11 protein-coding genes are annotated in these 14,819 nt (G+C 64.2%); 3 read left to right on the plus strand and 8 right to left on the minus strand.

Annotated features, from left to right (window positions below):
- Positions 1 to 26: 26 nt before the first annotated feature.
- Positions 27 to 1,013 (minus strand): GGDEF domain-containing protein, encoded by a 987-nt coding sequence (locus NLR35_RS16530; RefSeq protein ID WP_257167765.1) that lies wholly within the window; start codon positions 1,011 to 1,013, stop codon positions 27 to 29.
- 324 nt (positions 1,014 to 1,337) lie between these two features.
- On the opposite strand from NLR35_RS16530, the gene leuS reads away from it, so the two are divergent.
- From leuS to holA, 3 genes are read left to right on the plus strand one after another with little or no spacing between them, the layout of a single operon-like run.
- Positions 1,338 to 3,956, plus strand: coding sequence for a leucine--tRNA ligase (gene leuS, locus NLR35_RS16535; protein WP_257167592.1), 2,619 nt, complete (start codon positions 1,338 to 1,340; stop codon positions 3,954 to 3,956).
- Positions 3,943 to 4,494 carry an LPS assembly lipoprotein LptE gene (gene lptE / locus NLR35_RS16540; RefSeq protein WP_257167593.1) on the plus strand — a complete coding sequence of 184 codons (552 nt, stop codon included), beginning with the start codon at positions 3,943 to 3,945 and terminating at the stop codon, positions 4,492 to 4,494. Before leuS ends, lptE begins: the two co-directional genes overlap by 14 nt.
- 18 nt (positions 4,495 to 4,512) lie before the next feature.
- Entirely contained in the window at positions 4,513 to 5,541 is a 1,029-nt protein-coding gene (holA, locus tag NLR35_RS16545; RefSeq protein WP_257167594.1) for a DNA polymerase III subunit delta, read from the plus strand.
- A gap of 450 nt (positions 5,542 to 5,991) precedes the next feature.
- Here the strand turns inward: holA and NLR35_RS16550 are convergent, their stop codons facing one another.
- The 7 genes from NLR35_RS16550 to hemJ form a co-directional block, all read right to left on the minus strand.
- A complete protein-coding gene (locus NLR35_RS16550; RefSeq protein ID WP_257167595.1) occupies positions 5,992 to 6,888 on the minus strand; it encodes a ParB/RepB/Spo0J family partition protein in 897 nt (298 codons plus the stop codon).
- 160 nt (positions 6,889 to 7,048) lie between these two features.
- Positions 7,049 to 7,900, minus strand: a complete 852-nt coding sequence (locus NLR35_RS16555; RefSeq protein ID WP_257167596.1) for a ParA family protein — start codon at positions 7,898 to 7,900, stop codon at positions 7,049 to 7,051.
- 31 nt (positions 7,901 to 7,931) lie between these two features.
- Positions 7,932 to 8,588: a 16S rRNA (guanine(527)-N(7))-methyltransferase RsmG gene (gene rsmG, locus NLR35_RS16560; RefSeq protein WP_257167597.1), complete on the minus strand. Its 657-nt coding sequence runs from the start codon at positions 8,586 to 8,588 to the stop codon at positions 7,932 to 7,934.
- A gap of 24 nt (positions 8,589 to 8,612) precedes the next feature.
- Positions 8,613 to 10,490, minus strand: a complete 1,878-nt coding sequence (mnmG, locus tag NLR35_RS16565; RefSeq protein WP_257167598.1) for a tRNA uridine-5-carboxymethylaminomethyl(34) synthesis enzyme MnmG — start codon at positions 10,488 to 10,490, stop codon at positions 8,613 to 8,615.
- Between the two features lie 274 nt (positions 10,491 to 10,764).
- A complete protein-coding gene (mnmE, locus tag NLR35_RS16570; RefSeq protein ID WP_257167599.1) occupies positions 10,765 to 12,099 on the minus strand; it encodes a tRNA uridine-5-carboxymethylaminomethyl(34) synthesis GTPase MnmE in 1,335 nt (444 codons plus the stop codon).
- Between the two features lie 391 nt (positions 12,100 to 12,490).
- A complete protein-coding gene (rho, locus tag NLR35_RS16575; RefSeq protein WP_257167601.1) occupies positions 12,491 to 13,756 on the minus strand; it encodes a transcription termination factor Rho in 1,266 nt (421 codons plus the stop codon).
- A 238-nt stretch (positions 13,757 to 13,994) separates the two neighbouring features.
- Positions 13,995 to 14,417, minus strand: coding sequence for a protoporphyrinogen oxidase HemJ (gene hemJ, locus NLR35_RS16580; protein WP_257167602.1), 423 nt, complete (start codon positions 14,415 to 14,417; stop codon positions 13,995 to 13,997).
- Positions 14,418 to 14,819: the final 402 nt, after the last annotated feature.

Consider the following 14,819-nt stretch of genomic DNA (forward strand, 5'->3'; position numbering starts at 1 on the left):
GCTGGCGCGATCTCCGCAGTGATTGATCAGCCGACCGCCAGTTTGCGGTCGAGCTCAAGCTCGGTCACCACGCGATTGCGGCCGAGCTTCTTGGCAAGATAGAGCGCACGGTCGCAGCGATCGATCAGGTCGGCCATGGATTCACCGAACTGGAATTGCCCGACACCGATCGACACGGTGATCTGCGGCAGCACCTCGCCGGTGGAGCGGCGCGTGAACTGACAATCCGCAATGGTGCGGCGGATGCGTTCGGCAATGGCGGAGCAGCCTTCGAGATCGGTCTGCGGCAGCACGGCGATCAGTTCCTCGCCGCCATAGCGCGCGGGCAGGTCGTTGTCGCGGACGCGTTCGCGCAGCGCCTTGGCGACGAGACGCAGCACCTGATCGCCGACGCCGTGGCCGTAATTGTCGTTGAACTTCTTGAAGTGGTCGACGTCGATCAGGAGAATGCTGAGCGGCTCGTCCTGCTCCATCGCCGCGATCTGGACATGGCGGAAGAACTCTTCGAGCGCGCGCCGGTTCGGCAGGCCGGTGAGCGTATCGGTGCGCGCGCGCTGCTCCGACTTGTTCAGCGAGTCCCTGATGGTGTCGAGCTCGCGCGACTTCTCGGCGAAGCTCGCTTCGAGCTTGGCGGCACGCGCGGTCGCCTGGGCGAGCTCGCTGACGAGATTCTCGATCAGGATCTTCGGATCGACGCCCTGCTCGCTACGTTCGGCAACGCCGTCGATCGCTTCCATATGCGTTCGATTGTCGGCGATGGCAGCCGTGAGATAGCTCTTGGCTGAATCCATCACGCCGTGCAACTGCTGCGAGACTTTGTGGACGACAGCCGCTTCCGTGCCCTGCTGGCCGACATAAGTGTCGAACAGCGCCTGGTTGGTGGTCTTGTCGAACTTGCGCTTGTTGCTGACCAGGATGTCGACCGCGCGCTTCAGGTCGGACGCCGAGCCGAGTGAGTACTTGAACCACAGATGGAAGTTGTTAGGCGTCGGTGGCACGCGCTGTTGTGCCATGGATTTCATGGCTTTTTCCGCGACAGTGGTCGCGTACTCGAAGTCAAGCTCGTCGTACGTAGCGCCGGACACGATGTGGAGTGACCCCAGATGCGGGCAGATGCCTGGATGTATGCACTCATCCTCCCATTCAAGTCTTAACCGTGCCTCAATCGGACCTTCGACAGTCCCGGCGAGGCTCGTAAAAAAACTCGCGATTACCGTCGCTTAGCAGCTGCACGAAATGGTATCATCATCTGCCGCCCCATTGACCCGCGTGCTGCTTTTGTGGCCTAGTCCGCCGTCTTGAAACGACGCGAATCCTCGAAAATTACAAGCGATTCCATGACATCCGAACGCTACAACGCCCGTGAAGCCGAGCCGCGCTGGCAGCGCCAGTGGGACGAAAAGGCGATCTTCGCCACCAAGAACGACGATCCGCGTCCGAAATACTACGTACTCGAGATGTTTCCCTATCCGTCGGGACGCATCCATATCGGCCATGTCCGTAATTATACGCTCGGCGACGTATTGGCGCGGTTCATGCGCGCCAAGGGCTTCAACGTGCTGCATCCGATGGGCTGGGACGCGTTCGGCCTGCCGGCGGAGAACGCCGCGATCGAGCGCAAGGTGGCGCCAAAGGCGTGGACCTACGACAACATCGCCGCGATGAAGAAGCAGCTGCGCTCGATCGGCCTGTCGCTCGACTGGGCCCGCGAGTTCGCCACCTGCGACCCGTCCTACTACAAACACCAGCAGAAGATGTTCCTCGACTTCCTGCAAGCCGGGCTGGTCGAACGCGAGAAGCGCAAGGTCAATTGGGATCCGGTCGACATGACCGTGCTCGCCAACGAGCAGGTCATCGACGGCCGCGGCTGGCGCTCCGGTGCGGTGGTCGAACAGCGTGAGATGAACCAGTGGGTGTTCAAGATCACGAAGTACTCGCAGGAACTGCTGGACGCGCTCGATGGCCTGGACCGCTGGCCCGACAAGGTCAGGCTGATGCAGCGCAACTGGATCGGCCGCTCCGAGGGCCTGCTGATCCGTTTCGCGCTGGATGCAAAGACGACGCCGGCCGGCGAGACCGAGCTGAAGATCTTCACGACGCGGCCCGACACGCTGTTCGGCGCCAAGTTCATGGCGATCTCGGCGGACCATCCGCTGGCCCAGGCGGCCGCCGCCAAGAACCCGGAGCTCGCCGCGTTCATTGCCGAGATCAAGCGCATCGGCACCGCGCAGGAGGCGATCGACACCGCGGAGAAGCAGGGTTTTGATACCGGCATCCGCGCCGTGCATCCGTTCGACCCGAGCTGGACGCTGCCGGTCTATGTCGCGAACTTCGTGCTGATGGAATACGGCACCGGCGCCATCTTCGGCTGTCCGGCGCATGACCAGCGCGACCTCGACTTCGTCAACAAATACGGCCTCGGCAACACGCCGGTGGTCTGCCCCGAGGGACAGGACCCGGCGAGCTTCGTCATCACCGATACCGCGTTCGACGGCGACGGCCGGCTGATCAATTCGCGCTTCCTCGACGGCATGACGATCGCGCAGGCCAAGGACGAAGTCGCGAAGCGGCTGGAGACCGAGCAGCGCGGCGGCTCGCCGGTCGGTGAGCGCCAGGTCAATTTCCGCCTGCGCGACTGGGGCATTTCGCGGCAGCGCTATTGGGGCTGCCCGATCCCGGTGATCCACTGCCCGACCTGCGATATCGTTCCGGCGCAGGATCTGCCTGTCGTGCTGCCCGACGACGTCACCTTCGACAAGCCGGGCAACGCGCTCGATCACCATCCGACCTGGAAGCACGTCACCTGCCCGAAATGCGGGGGCAAGGCGACGCGCGAGACCGACACCATGGACACCTTCGTGGATTCGTCCTGGTACTTCGCGCGCTTCACCGATCCGTGGAACGAGAACGCGCCGACGACGCCAGATGTCGCCAACCGCATGATGCCGGTCGACCAGTATATCGGCGGCGTCGAGCACGCGATCCTGCATCTGCTCTACAGCCGCTTCTTCACCCGGGCGATGAAGGCCACCGGGCACGTGGCGATGGACGAGCCGTTCGCCGGCATGTTCACGCAGGGCATGGTGGTGCACGAGACCTACCAGAAGGCCGACGGCACCTTCGTCAATCCAGCCGAGGTCAAGATCGAGGTCGGCGGCAACGGCCGTCGGGCGGTGCTGACCGCGACCGGCGAGGACATCACGATCGGGCCGATCGAGAAGATGTCTAAGTCGAAGAAGAACACCGTCGACCCCGACGACATCATCGAGAGCTACGGCGCCGACGTCGCCCGCTGGTTCATGCTGTCGGACTCGCCGCCGGATCGCGACGTGATCTGGAGCGACGAGCGGGTCCAGGGTGCGGCACGTTTCGTCCAGCGCCTCTGGCGGCTGGTCAACGAATCGATCGCAGCGTCCGCCGAGGCCCCCTCCTCCCGGCCGGCCAGCTTTGGTCCGGATGCGCTGGCGCTGCGCAAGGCCGCGCATGGCGCGCTCGACAAGGTGACCGGCGGCATCGAGCGGCTGCACTTCAATGTCTGTCTGGCGCATATCCGCGAATTCGCCAATGCGCTGGCCGACGTGCTGGCGAAGCCGGCCAAGCCGGCGCCGGACTTGGCCTGGGCCATCCGCGAGGCCGCAGGCATCCTGGTGCAGCTGTTCTCGCCGATGATGCCGCATCTGGCCGAGGAATGCTGGCAGGTGCTGGGTCACTCCGGGCTGATCTCCGAGGCCTCCTGGCCGCAAATCGAACGAGATTTGCTGGTTGAGGACAGCATGACCCTGGTCGTGCAGGTCAACGGCAAGAAGCGCGGAGAAGTCACAGTCGCCAGCAACGCGCAGAATCCGGAAATTGAGTCTGCCGTTTTGGCCCTCGATGCAGTAAAACTGGCGCTGGATGGCAAGCCCGTCCGCAAGGTGATCATTGTTCCCAAGAGGATCGTGAATGTCGTCGGCTAGGTTTCGGATCGCTGCACGGCTGCTTGCCGTGGCCGCGTTGGCTGGGCTGACGGCTGGCTGCTTCCAGCCGATGTATGCCGAGCATGCCGACGGCACGCCGGCTCTGCGGGACAAGCTCATGGGCATCGAGCTGCCGCCGGTCGACAAGCCGAACGCCTCGCCCGAGGCACGGCTCGGCGTCGCCATCCGCAACTCGCTCGCCTTCAAGCTTTACGGCACCGCCACCGGCACGGCTCCGACCCACAAGCTAGTGCTGCGGTTCCAGACGAGCCGGTCGTCTCTGATCGTGTCGCAGACCACCGGTCTGCCGACCACCGAGAATGTCGGCATCGACGTGCAGTACAATCTGGTCGAGCTGGCCACCAACAAGTCGGTCATGACCGGTACGACCTTCGCGCGCACGTCCTACGACATCCCCGGCTCCTACCAGCGCTTCGCCCGGCAGCGCGCGTTCAACGATGCCGAGGACCGCGCCTCCGAGGAGGTTGCGGAGAAGATCAAGACGCGGCTCGCGGCCTATTTCACCGCGGGCACCTGACGCACGGCTGACACCGCCGTGGTCGCGCTGCGCGGACGAGACATCGACGCCTTCCTTGCCAAGCCGGACGCCGCTCGTCCGCTGATCCTGCTGTACGGGCCGGATGCGGGCCTGGTCCGCGAACGGGCCGAGGCGCTGATCGCTTCTGCCGTCGACAATCCCAATGATCCGTTTTCCGTGGTCCGGCTCGACGGCGACGAGCTCGCGGCCGGGCCGTCGCGCCTGGTCGACGAGGCCATGACCGTGCCGCTGTTCGGCGGCCGCCGCGCGATTCGCGTTCGCGCCGGCTCGCGGGCATTTGCCAGCGGCGTCGAAACGCTCACCCAGATGAACGTGCGGGACTGCCGCATCGTCATCGAGGCCGGCGACATCCGGCCCGACTCGCCGTTGCGCAAGATCTGCGAGAAGGCGGCCTCCGCGGTGGCGATCGGCTGCTATCCGGACACCGAGCGCGATCTCGCCAAGCTGATCGACGACGAATTGCGCATCGCCAATTTGCGCATCTCGCAGGACGCTCGCGCCTATCTGATGGCGCTGCTCGGCGGCGACCGGCAGGCGTCGCGCAACGAAGTGCGCAAGCTGACCCTGTTCGCCCACGGCGAAGGCGAGGTGACGCTCGACCATGTCATGGCCGTGGTCGCCGACGCCTCGGAGATGAAGCTCGACCCGATCGTCGACGGCGCCTTCGGCGGCAAGCCCGACGTGGTCGAGACCGAGTTCGGCAAGGCGATGATCGCGGGCACCTATCCCGGCGTCATCATCTCAGCGGCGCAGCGGCATGCGGCATGGCTGCACAAATCGGCGCTCGCGGTGGCTTCGGGCACGCCGGTCTCGTCCATCCTCGAAGGCGGCTTCCCGCGGCTGCACTTCTCGCGCAAGCCAAGCGCGGAAACGGCGCTGCGCAACTTCTCCCCTGCCCGGCTGCTGCCGATCATCGATCAACTGGCGACCGCCGCGCTGGATATGCGCAAGCAGCCCGGCCTCGCCGCCGCCATCGCGCAGCGGACGTTGCTGTCGATCGCGGTCGCGGCGCGGCGGAAGGGGTGAGTGGGGTCCGGCGCTGACTCCGTCAGAGTTCGGTGTCGAGCACATCGGCCCGAATGAACCCAAGACGGCGGCCCATCTCTGCTGTCATTCCGGGGCGCGCGCAGCGCGAGCCCGGAATCCATTTCACGACAGATGATGCGGCCTGATGGATTCCGGGTTCGCCCTTCGGGCGCCCCGGAATGACGGAGGAGAAACCTGAGATCACCCCAGTAGCCAAGACTAGGACACGACGACCAACCGGGTCTTTGTTGGCCTAACGGTCATCCGAGAAACTAATAACTCGTCATGGCCGGGCTTGACCCGGGCATCCATCCACTTCGAACGAGTTCTCTCGAAAGATGGATGGCCGGGTCAAGCCCGGCCATGACGAAGGTGAGAGTGGAGCAACAAACTCATGATAGCCTGAGGCGCGGCGCGGGGACCCGGTCAGCGCCGCGAGCTCACAACTAACTAACCCTGCTCCAGCCGTCGCATCACCTCGTCGAGCTGCTCGAGACTGCGGTAGGTGATCTGCACGGTGCCGCCGGGATCGCGGTGGCTGATCGACAGCGTGAGGCCGAGCGCGTCGCCGACGCGCTTCTCCAGCGCCAGCGTGTCGGCGTCCTTCTTCTCTGGCGTGGCGCTGCCACCCGAGCTGCGCGGCTTCTGCGGCTTGCGCTCCGGCACGCCCTCCTCATGCGCGAGCGCCTCGGTCTGACGGACGTTCAGTCCTTCCGCGATGATCTTCTTCGCCGCCGACATCGGGTCCGGGAGGTTGATCAGTGCGCGTGCATGACCGGCCGAGATCTCGCCGGTCGCGATGAAGCCCTGCACCTCCGCCGGCAGCTTGGTCAGCCGCATCATGTTGGCGACGTGACTGCGGCTCTTGCCGACGATCTTGGCGATCTCTTCTTGGTTGCGTTTGAACTCGTTGGCGAGCGCGTGATAGCCCTGCGCCTCTTCCATCGGGTTGAGGTCCTCGCGCTGCACGTTCTCGATGATCGCGAGCTCCAGCGCATCGCTGTCGCTGACATCGACGGGAACGATCGGCACCTCGTGCAGGCCGGCGGCCTGCGACGCCCGCCAGCGGCGCTCGCCGGCGATGATCTCCCAGCGATCCTGCTGGCCCTTCACCGGCCGCACCACGATCGGCTGGATCACGCCGTGCTGCTTGATCGAGGCGGAGAGCTCGGCCAACTCGCCGTCGGAAAACGTCTTGCGCGGGTTGCGCGGGTTCGGCTTGAGAAACTCGATCGGCACCTTGCGCTGATTGCGCGGCCGCTCCGGCGGCGCGCCGGCCTCACGGCCGACGTCACCAATCAGACTTGCAAGGCCGCGGCCCAAACGCGATCGCGACTCGTCCGCCATCGCCTTCTCCTTTGGATTCACGTCACGCTCCACTCGCGTCCTGCAGCCGAGCTGCTGCGCCGGCGCAATAAAAAGGGATGGCGAATCCCGCTGCCGGAATTCGCCGTCATCCTCGAAAGAGGTCCGGATAACGCTAGGTCATCCGGAGCCAAGGCGTTGATCAGTTGGCGCGCAGGTCGCGCTCGCGCTGGATGACCTCGGTCGCGAGCTTCAGATAGGCTTCGCTGCCGACACACTTCAGGTCATAGACCAACACCGGCTTGCCGTAGGACGGCGCTTCCGAGATGCGCACGTTGCGCGGGATCATCGTGTTGTAGACCTTCGATCCCATGAACTGGCGGACGTCGGCGACGACCTGGTTGGACAGGTTGTTGCGCGAGTCGAACATGGTGAGCACGATGCCGTGGATCGACAGGTTCGGGTTCAAGGTCGAGCGCACCTGCTCGACGGTCTGCAGCAGCTGCGACAGACCTTCGAGCGCGAAGAACTCGCACTGCAGCGGCACCAGGATCGCATCGGAGGCGGCCATCGCGTTGACCGTCAGCAGGTTCAGCGACGGCGGACAGTCGACCAGCACATAGGTGTAGTCGTTCTCCGGCGAGACGTTGTTGTTGAGGCCGGCGATCGCATCGCGCAGACGGAAGGCGCGGTTGGCGCTGTTGCCGAGCTCGAGCTCGAGGCCGGACAAGTCCATCGTCGACGAGGCGATATGCAACCGCGGCACGGCGGTCGCCACGACGGCGTCGCGCAGCGAAGCCTCGCCGATCAACACGTCATAGGTCGAGCAGTTGCGGCTGCCGCGATCGATGCCGAGGCCGGTCGAGGCGTTGCCCTGCGGATCGAGGTCGACGATCAGCACGCGCTCGCCGATCGCGGCCAGCGCGGTGCCCAGGTTGATCGCGGTCGTGGTCTTGCCGACCCCGCCCTTCTGGTTGGCGAGCGCCAGGATGCGCGGATGCCCCTCCGGGTGCGGAGCCCTATCTTCTTGATAAATCTGATCAATTACGGACATGCGCGGTCGCCATGGTTGTTGCTGCGGGAATTCAGCTTTGTCGCTCGATGCAATCGATTGCGACGATCCAGCCCTGCCCGCCCGTCCGGCTGGAATGAAGTTTCGGCTCAATTTTCCAATACTTAGTAGATTCGGTCAATTCCGCTTCTACATCTTGACCCTTGAGAAACAGCGCTTTCGCGCCTTTTTTCACCAAGGGCTCCGCAAAGCCGATGAGTTGGTGTAGCGGAGCCAGCGCGCGTGCGGTCACGCAATCGACTCGCCCGCTCCACTTCTCCACGATATCCCCGATCTCTGACAAATGCACGATCCCCGGTGAGCCGGTGACGCGAATTGCCTCGCGCAGAAACGCCGCCTTCTTGGCGATGCGCTCGACCAGATGAACCTGGGCGCCCGGTCGCTCGGCCAGTGCGCAAGCCAGCACGACGCCGGGGAAGCCACCGCCGCTGCCGAGGTCGACCCAGATTTTGGCGTCGGGCGCCAGATCGAGAAGCTGCAGCGAGTCGGCGATGTGGCGGGTCCAGAGATGCGGCAGAGTCGATGGCGAGACCAGGTTGGTTTTGGCCTGCCACTCCAACAGGAGCGAGATATAGCGATCAAGTCGCTGTTCCGTTTCACGTGAAACGGGCGTCAACGCGAGCGCCTCGGCCTTGTCGGCTTTGAGGGCGTCAGGCGCCGCATGGGACATTGCTCGTTTCACGTGAAACGCCCCTCAGCCCGCGACCTTGTTATGCCGCGCTTCCCGGCGCAGATACGCGGCCAGGATCCCGAGCGCTGCCGGGGTCATCCCGTCGATCCGGCCCGCCTGCCCGATCGTCCACGGCTTCGCCGCCGTCAGCTTGGCCCGCGCCTCATTCGACAGCCCCGGGACAAGAGCGTAGTCGACGTCGCCGAGCACCAGACCCTCGTCGCGGCGGAAGGCTTCGACATCCTCGCTCTGCCGACGGACGTAGACATCATATTTTGCATCGATCTCGAGATGGGCGGCGATCGCTGGATGGATCGCGCCGAGCTCCGGCCAGATCGACCGCACCTCGGAGAACCCGATTTCCGGATGGGCCATCAGCTCGAACGCCGAGCGCCGCTGTCCATCCCGATTCAGGGTCAGCCCATGCTTGGCGGCTTCGTTGGGCGTGATCGTCAGCGACTTGGCGACGATGCGGGCCGCCTCCAGCGCCTCCATCTTGCGCCGATGAAAACGCGCACGATCATCGCCAACGCAGCCAAGTGCGATGCCCTTGTCGGTCAGCCGCCGGTCGGCATTGTCGGCCCGCAGGGTCAGCCGATACTCGGCCCGCGACGTGAACATCCGGTACGGCTCGGTGATCCCGCGTGTCACCAGGTCGTCGATCATCACGCCGAGATAGCCGTCGGCACGATCGAACACGATCGGCTCCCCGCTTCCCGCCACCAGCGCCGCGTTGAGCCCGGCGACCAGACCCTGAGCCGCCGCTTCTTCATATCCCGTCGTGCCATTGATCTGACCCGCCAGAAACAGGCCCTTCATGCGCTTGGTCTGGAGCGTCGGCTCGAGCTCGCGCGGATCGACGTGGTCATACTCGATGGCGTAGCCCGGACGGATCATTCGGACCCGCTCGAGGCCAGGGATCGTCGGCAGCAGCGCCAGCTGGACCTCCTCCGGCAGCGAGGTGGAGATGCCGTTCGGGTAGACCGTGCTGTCGTCGAGCCCCTCGGGCTCGAGGAAGATCTGGTGGCCATCGCGGTCGCCGAACCGGACGATCTTGTCCTCGACCGACGGACAGTAGCGCGGGCCGGTCGACTTGATCTGCCCGGAGTACATCGGCGAGCGATGCACATTGGCGCGGATCACATCGTGGGTCGCGGTCGTCGTCCGGGTGATGCCGCATTGGATCTGCGGGGTGGTGATCTTCTCGGTCAAGACCGAGAACGGTTCGGCCGGATCATCACCCGGCTGCATCTCGACAGCGGTCCAGTCGATGGTCGTGCCGTCCAGACGCGGCGGCGTCCCGGTCTTGAGACGGCCGAGCCGAAACCCGATCGCTTCGAGGGATCGCGACAGGCCCAAGGCCGGCGCCTCGCCGACCCGGCCCGCCGGCCAGGTTCGCTCTCCCAAATGGATCAGGCCGCGCAGGAACGTGCCCGTGGTGATGACCACCGCGCCGCAGCCGAGCGCCCGGCCATCCGCCAGCTTCAGACCGATCACGCGGCCCTCGGCGGCGAGCAACTCGTCGGCTTCGCCTTCGACGACGGTTAGATTGGTCGTCGCACGGATCGCCGTCTGCATTGCCGCGGCATAGAGCTTCCGGTCGGCCTGGGCGCGAGGGCCGCGGACGGCCGGACCCTTGCGCCGGTTCAAAACTCGAAACTGGATCCCACCGGCGTCGGCGACCCGGCCCATCAGACCATCGAGAGCGTCGACCTCGCGCACCAGATGTCCCTTCCCCAGCCCGCCGATCGCCGGGTTGCAGGACATGGCGCCGATGGTCGCGAACTGATGCGTGACCAAAGCGGTTCGAGCGCCCATGCGCGCGGAGGCGGCAGCCGCCTCGCAGCCGGCATGGCCGCCGCCAATGACGATGACGTCGTAGGATGTGGGATGTTCACTCATGGACATTGATCTAGCGCTTGGGGGCGACGCTCGGAAGACGTTTCACGTGAAACATTCGGCGGCAGAGGCGCGGGCTGTTTCACGTGAAACAATACGGCGGGTCTGAAGCGAGTTGTTTCACGTGAAACACGTCACGGGTTCCCCGAGAACACTGTTTCACGTGAAACGATTGAGGATCCGTTAACCAGGCAACGTTTCATTAAGCATGAACCGACGGGAAAGGGTCTGCATCGCGCTTGTCCTCCGAGACGCCCGCTGCGCTCCCGTCCGGCCCCTACTTCCCAATGCAGAACTCCCGGAAGATGACATCGAGCAGATCCTCGACATCGACCCGCCCCAATAATCGTCCCAGCGCCAGAGCGGCGATCCGCAACTCTTCCGCTATGAGCTCCTCGCCGAGATCGACCGCCGCCATGCTCCGGCGAAGCGCAACGGCCGTGTCCCGGAGGAGCGTCCGCTGCCGCTCCCGGGTGATCAGGCCGTTCTCCGTCGCGCCAAAGTAATCGCGGGCAAAGCCGATCAGAGCCTCCAGTAGTCCCCCCAGTCCCTCTCCGCTTCTCGCGGAGATCCGGACAATGGGCTTGTGATCCTGGGCGGCCTGAACGCGCGCCTCCGCTCCGGTCACATCGATCTTGTTGCGGATCAGCCAGACCGGCGTCGACCCCTGTGGCTCGGCCTTCGCCTGGTCGTCGTCCGACAACCACAACACCAGGTCTGCATGAGCGGCGCGGTCTCGCGCCCGTCGCACCCCCTCCTGCTCGACCGGGTCATCGGTCTCCCGAATGCCGGCGGTGTCGATCACCGTCACCGGATAGCCATCGAGGTCGAGGGGGACCTCGATGAGATCGCGCGTCGTGCCGGCATGCGGCGAGACGATCGCCACCTCACGGCGTGCCAGCTGGTTCATCAAGGTCGACTTGCCGGCATTCGGCGGGCCAGCAATGACGACCGTCAATCCGTCGCGCAGCCGTTCGGCCCGGCCCTGCGCGGCCAGCACGGACTCGATCTCACCCAGGAGCTGTTCGATCCGGGACAAGGCTGGAGCCATCAACTCCGCCGGCACGTCGCCTTCATCGGCAAAGTCGATCCCGGCTTCGATCAGCGCCGCGGCCTCGATGATCTGGTCACGCCAGTGTCGCGCCTTGTCACCCAGCAGACCCTTGAGCTGCCGCAACGCCTGCCGCCGTTGCCGTTCCGTGTCGGCATGGATGAGATCATCGAGGCCCTCGGCCTCGGTCAGATCGATCTTGCCGTTCTCGAACGCGCGCCGGGTGAACTCGCCCGGCTCGGCCGGACGCAGCCCGGGCATGCCGGACAATGCGGCGAACAGCGTCGCGATCACGGCTCGACTGCCATGGACATGCAGCTCGGCGACATCCTCGCCGGTCGCGCTGGCGGGACCCGGAAACCACAGCACCACGGCATCGTCCAGCGGATCGCCCTGGCGGTCGCGGAGCAGGGCGCGCGTCGCTATCCGCGGTGCCGGCATCTTTCCGGCCAAGGCTTGAAGCGCCACGCCCGCGTGCGGACCGGACAGTCTGACGATCGCGATCGCGCTGGGCAGACGTCCGGAGGACAGCGCGAAGATGGTCTGGTCGTGAGGATGCATGAAACTCAGTTGGGCTCGGCTGCGCCGAAAGACAATCGGTTTGCACCGGCATGCTTTACGCCGGCCGATGACGCGCCCGACATATCAAACCCTCAACCCTCATCCTGAGGAGCAGCGTAGCAACGTCTCGAAGGACGAGGCGTCACCGCGCATGCACTTCGCTGGGAGATGAGCCGAGCGCAGGCCTGGATCTGAATTTGTCCTGGCCCACCCCACTTGGGTAGGCAACATCATCCTTCGAGCGCTTGGCGTCGATGCCCGGGTCAAGCCCGGGCATGACGAGCAATGGGTACCGCACTTCCACGCAACGCCGCAGACAAGATCCTCAGGCCCACAAACAAAAAGGGCGCCCCGAAGAGCGCCCTTTCCAAATCCTGCGATCGTAACCCGATCAGGTGTTCATCGACTCGAAGAACTCCGAGTTGCTCTTGGTGCTGCGGAGCTTGTCGAGCAGGAAGTCGATCGCGTCCATCGTGCCCATCGGATTGAGGATGCGGCGGAGCACGTACATCTTCTTGAGGTTCTGCGACTCGGTGATGAGCTCTTCCTTGCGGGTGCCGGAGCGGGCGATGTCGATCGCCGGGAAGGTCCGCTTATCCGCGACCTTGCGGTCGAGGATGAGCTCGGAGTTGCCGGTGCCCTTGAACTCTTCGAAGATGACCTCGTCCATGCGGCTGCCGGTATCGACCAGCGCGGTGGCGATGATGGTCAGCGAGCCGCCTTCCTCGATGTTACGGGCGGCACCGAAGAAGCGCTTCGGGCGCTGCAGCGCGTTGGCGTCGACACCGCCGGTCAGCACCTTGCCGGAGGACGGCACGACGGTGTTGTAGGCACGGCCGAGACGCGTGATCGAATCCAGCAGAATGACGACGTCGCGACCGTGCTCGACCAGGCGCTTGGCCTTCTCGATCACCATTTCCGCGACCTGGACGTGGCGCACCGCCGGCTCGTCGAAGGTCGACGACACGACCTCGCCCTTGACCGAGCGTTGCATGTCCGTGACTTCCTCGGGCCGCTCGTCGATCAGCAGCACGATCAGGTAGCACTCGGGATGATTGGCCGTGATCGAGTGCGCGATGTTCTGCATCAGCACCGTCTTGCCGGTGCGCGGCGGCGCCACGATCAGGGCGCGCTGCCCCTTGCCGATCGGAGCCACGATGTCGATGACGCGCGACGACAGGTCCTTCCGTGTCGCGTCCTCGATCTCGAGCCGGAAGCGCTCATCCGGAAACAGCGGCGTCAGGTTGTCGAAATTGACCTTGTGCTTGGACTTCTCGGGATCCTCGAAGTTCAGCGTGTTGACCTTGAGCAGCGCGAAATAACGCTCGCCCTCTTTCGGACTGCGGATGTGCCCTTCGATGGTGTCGCCGGTGCGCAGGCCGAAGCGGCGGATCTGCGAGGGCGAGACGTAGATGTCGTCTGGACCCGGCAGGTAGTTCGCATCCGGCGAGCGCAGAAAGCCGAAGCCGTCAGAGAGAACCTCGACGACGCCCTCACCGATGATGTCGATTTCCTGGATCGCGAGCTGCTTCAGGATGGCGAACATCAGCTCCTGCTTGCGCATCGTGCTGGCGTTCTCGACCCCGTTTTCCTCCGCGAAGGAGACGAGCTCGGCCGGCGTCTTTGACTTGAGGTCCTGTAGTTTGATTTCCCGCATGGGGGTGGTCCTGTGGAGCGACTTGGGAGGGATGCGAGGTGGCTGTGGGAAGGCGGACGAAATGAGGTCCGCAGGTCTGAGCAAGGTTGGCGCCAAGGAGGCGCCAGACCTGATGCGGCGGCCGGTCAAGCCGGAACGCAACCACATCCGCCTGCGTGGGGTGGGATATCCCCAATATAGAAAATCGCGCCGCCGTCCGCAAGCCATCTCGGGCGACGCGGTATTCTCAGGCAACAGGTCAGAACGGCTTGACGATCACGAGAATCACCACACCGATCATGAGTACAGTCGGTACTTCATTGATAATACGATAGAACTTCTGGCTACGCGTATTCTGGTCGTTGCCGAATTCCCGGACCCAGCGGGTGAACAGACCATGGACGCCCGACATGATCAGCACCAGCAGGAACTTGGCGTGGAACCAGCCACTGGTATACCAGTGGCCGGCCCATACCAGATACAATCCGGCCAGCCAGGTGACGGTGATCGCCGGGTTGATGATCGCCTTCAGCAGACGGCGCTCCATGACCTTGAAGGTCTCGGACTGCTTCGAGCCGATCTCCGCCTCGCAGTGATATACGAACAGACGGGGCAGATAGAGCATCCCGGCCATCCAGGCGATGACGGCAATGACGTGCAGCGCCTTGATCCACTCGTACATTGGATATCGCGATCCCTTAACCGGATGGTCACTATTGGGAGGCGAGACATATCCGCTCGCTCGATCGCTTCCAAACCAAATAATTTTAGAATCTTAGGGTTTGAGTCTAGGTAGCGGTGGATTGGACTCATGCAATTCCATCCGCCTCTTTCGCGCAGCTTGTTCACATCCTTCAACAGGCGCGGACCGAACATCGATCGGAAGCCGAGTCCGATGTGATTCAAATGCTTGCCGAAAAGCCTCGACAGCTTATCCCAAGACAAACGAACCTTGTCCCGATATCATCGGCGCGTGGCGGTTCGTTTTCCCGGACGGCGACCATGTGCAGAAGATTCGGGGTTATCCCAAGGGGGCAGGCCATGGCGGCTTTTTGGCCCCATCCTTCACAGGGATTCACAGATC

Origin of the sequence: Bradyrhizobium sp. SRS-191 (assembly GCF_024586915.1) — a bacterium.
In the GTDB taxonomy this organism is placed as follows: domain Bacteria; phylum Pseudomonadota; class Alphaproteobacteria; order Rhizobiales; family Xanthobacteraceae; genus Bradyrhizobium.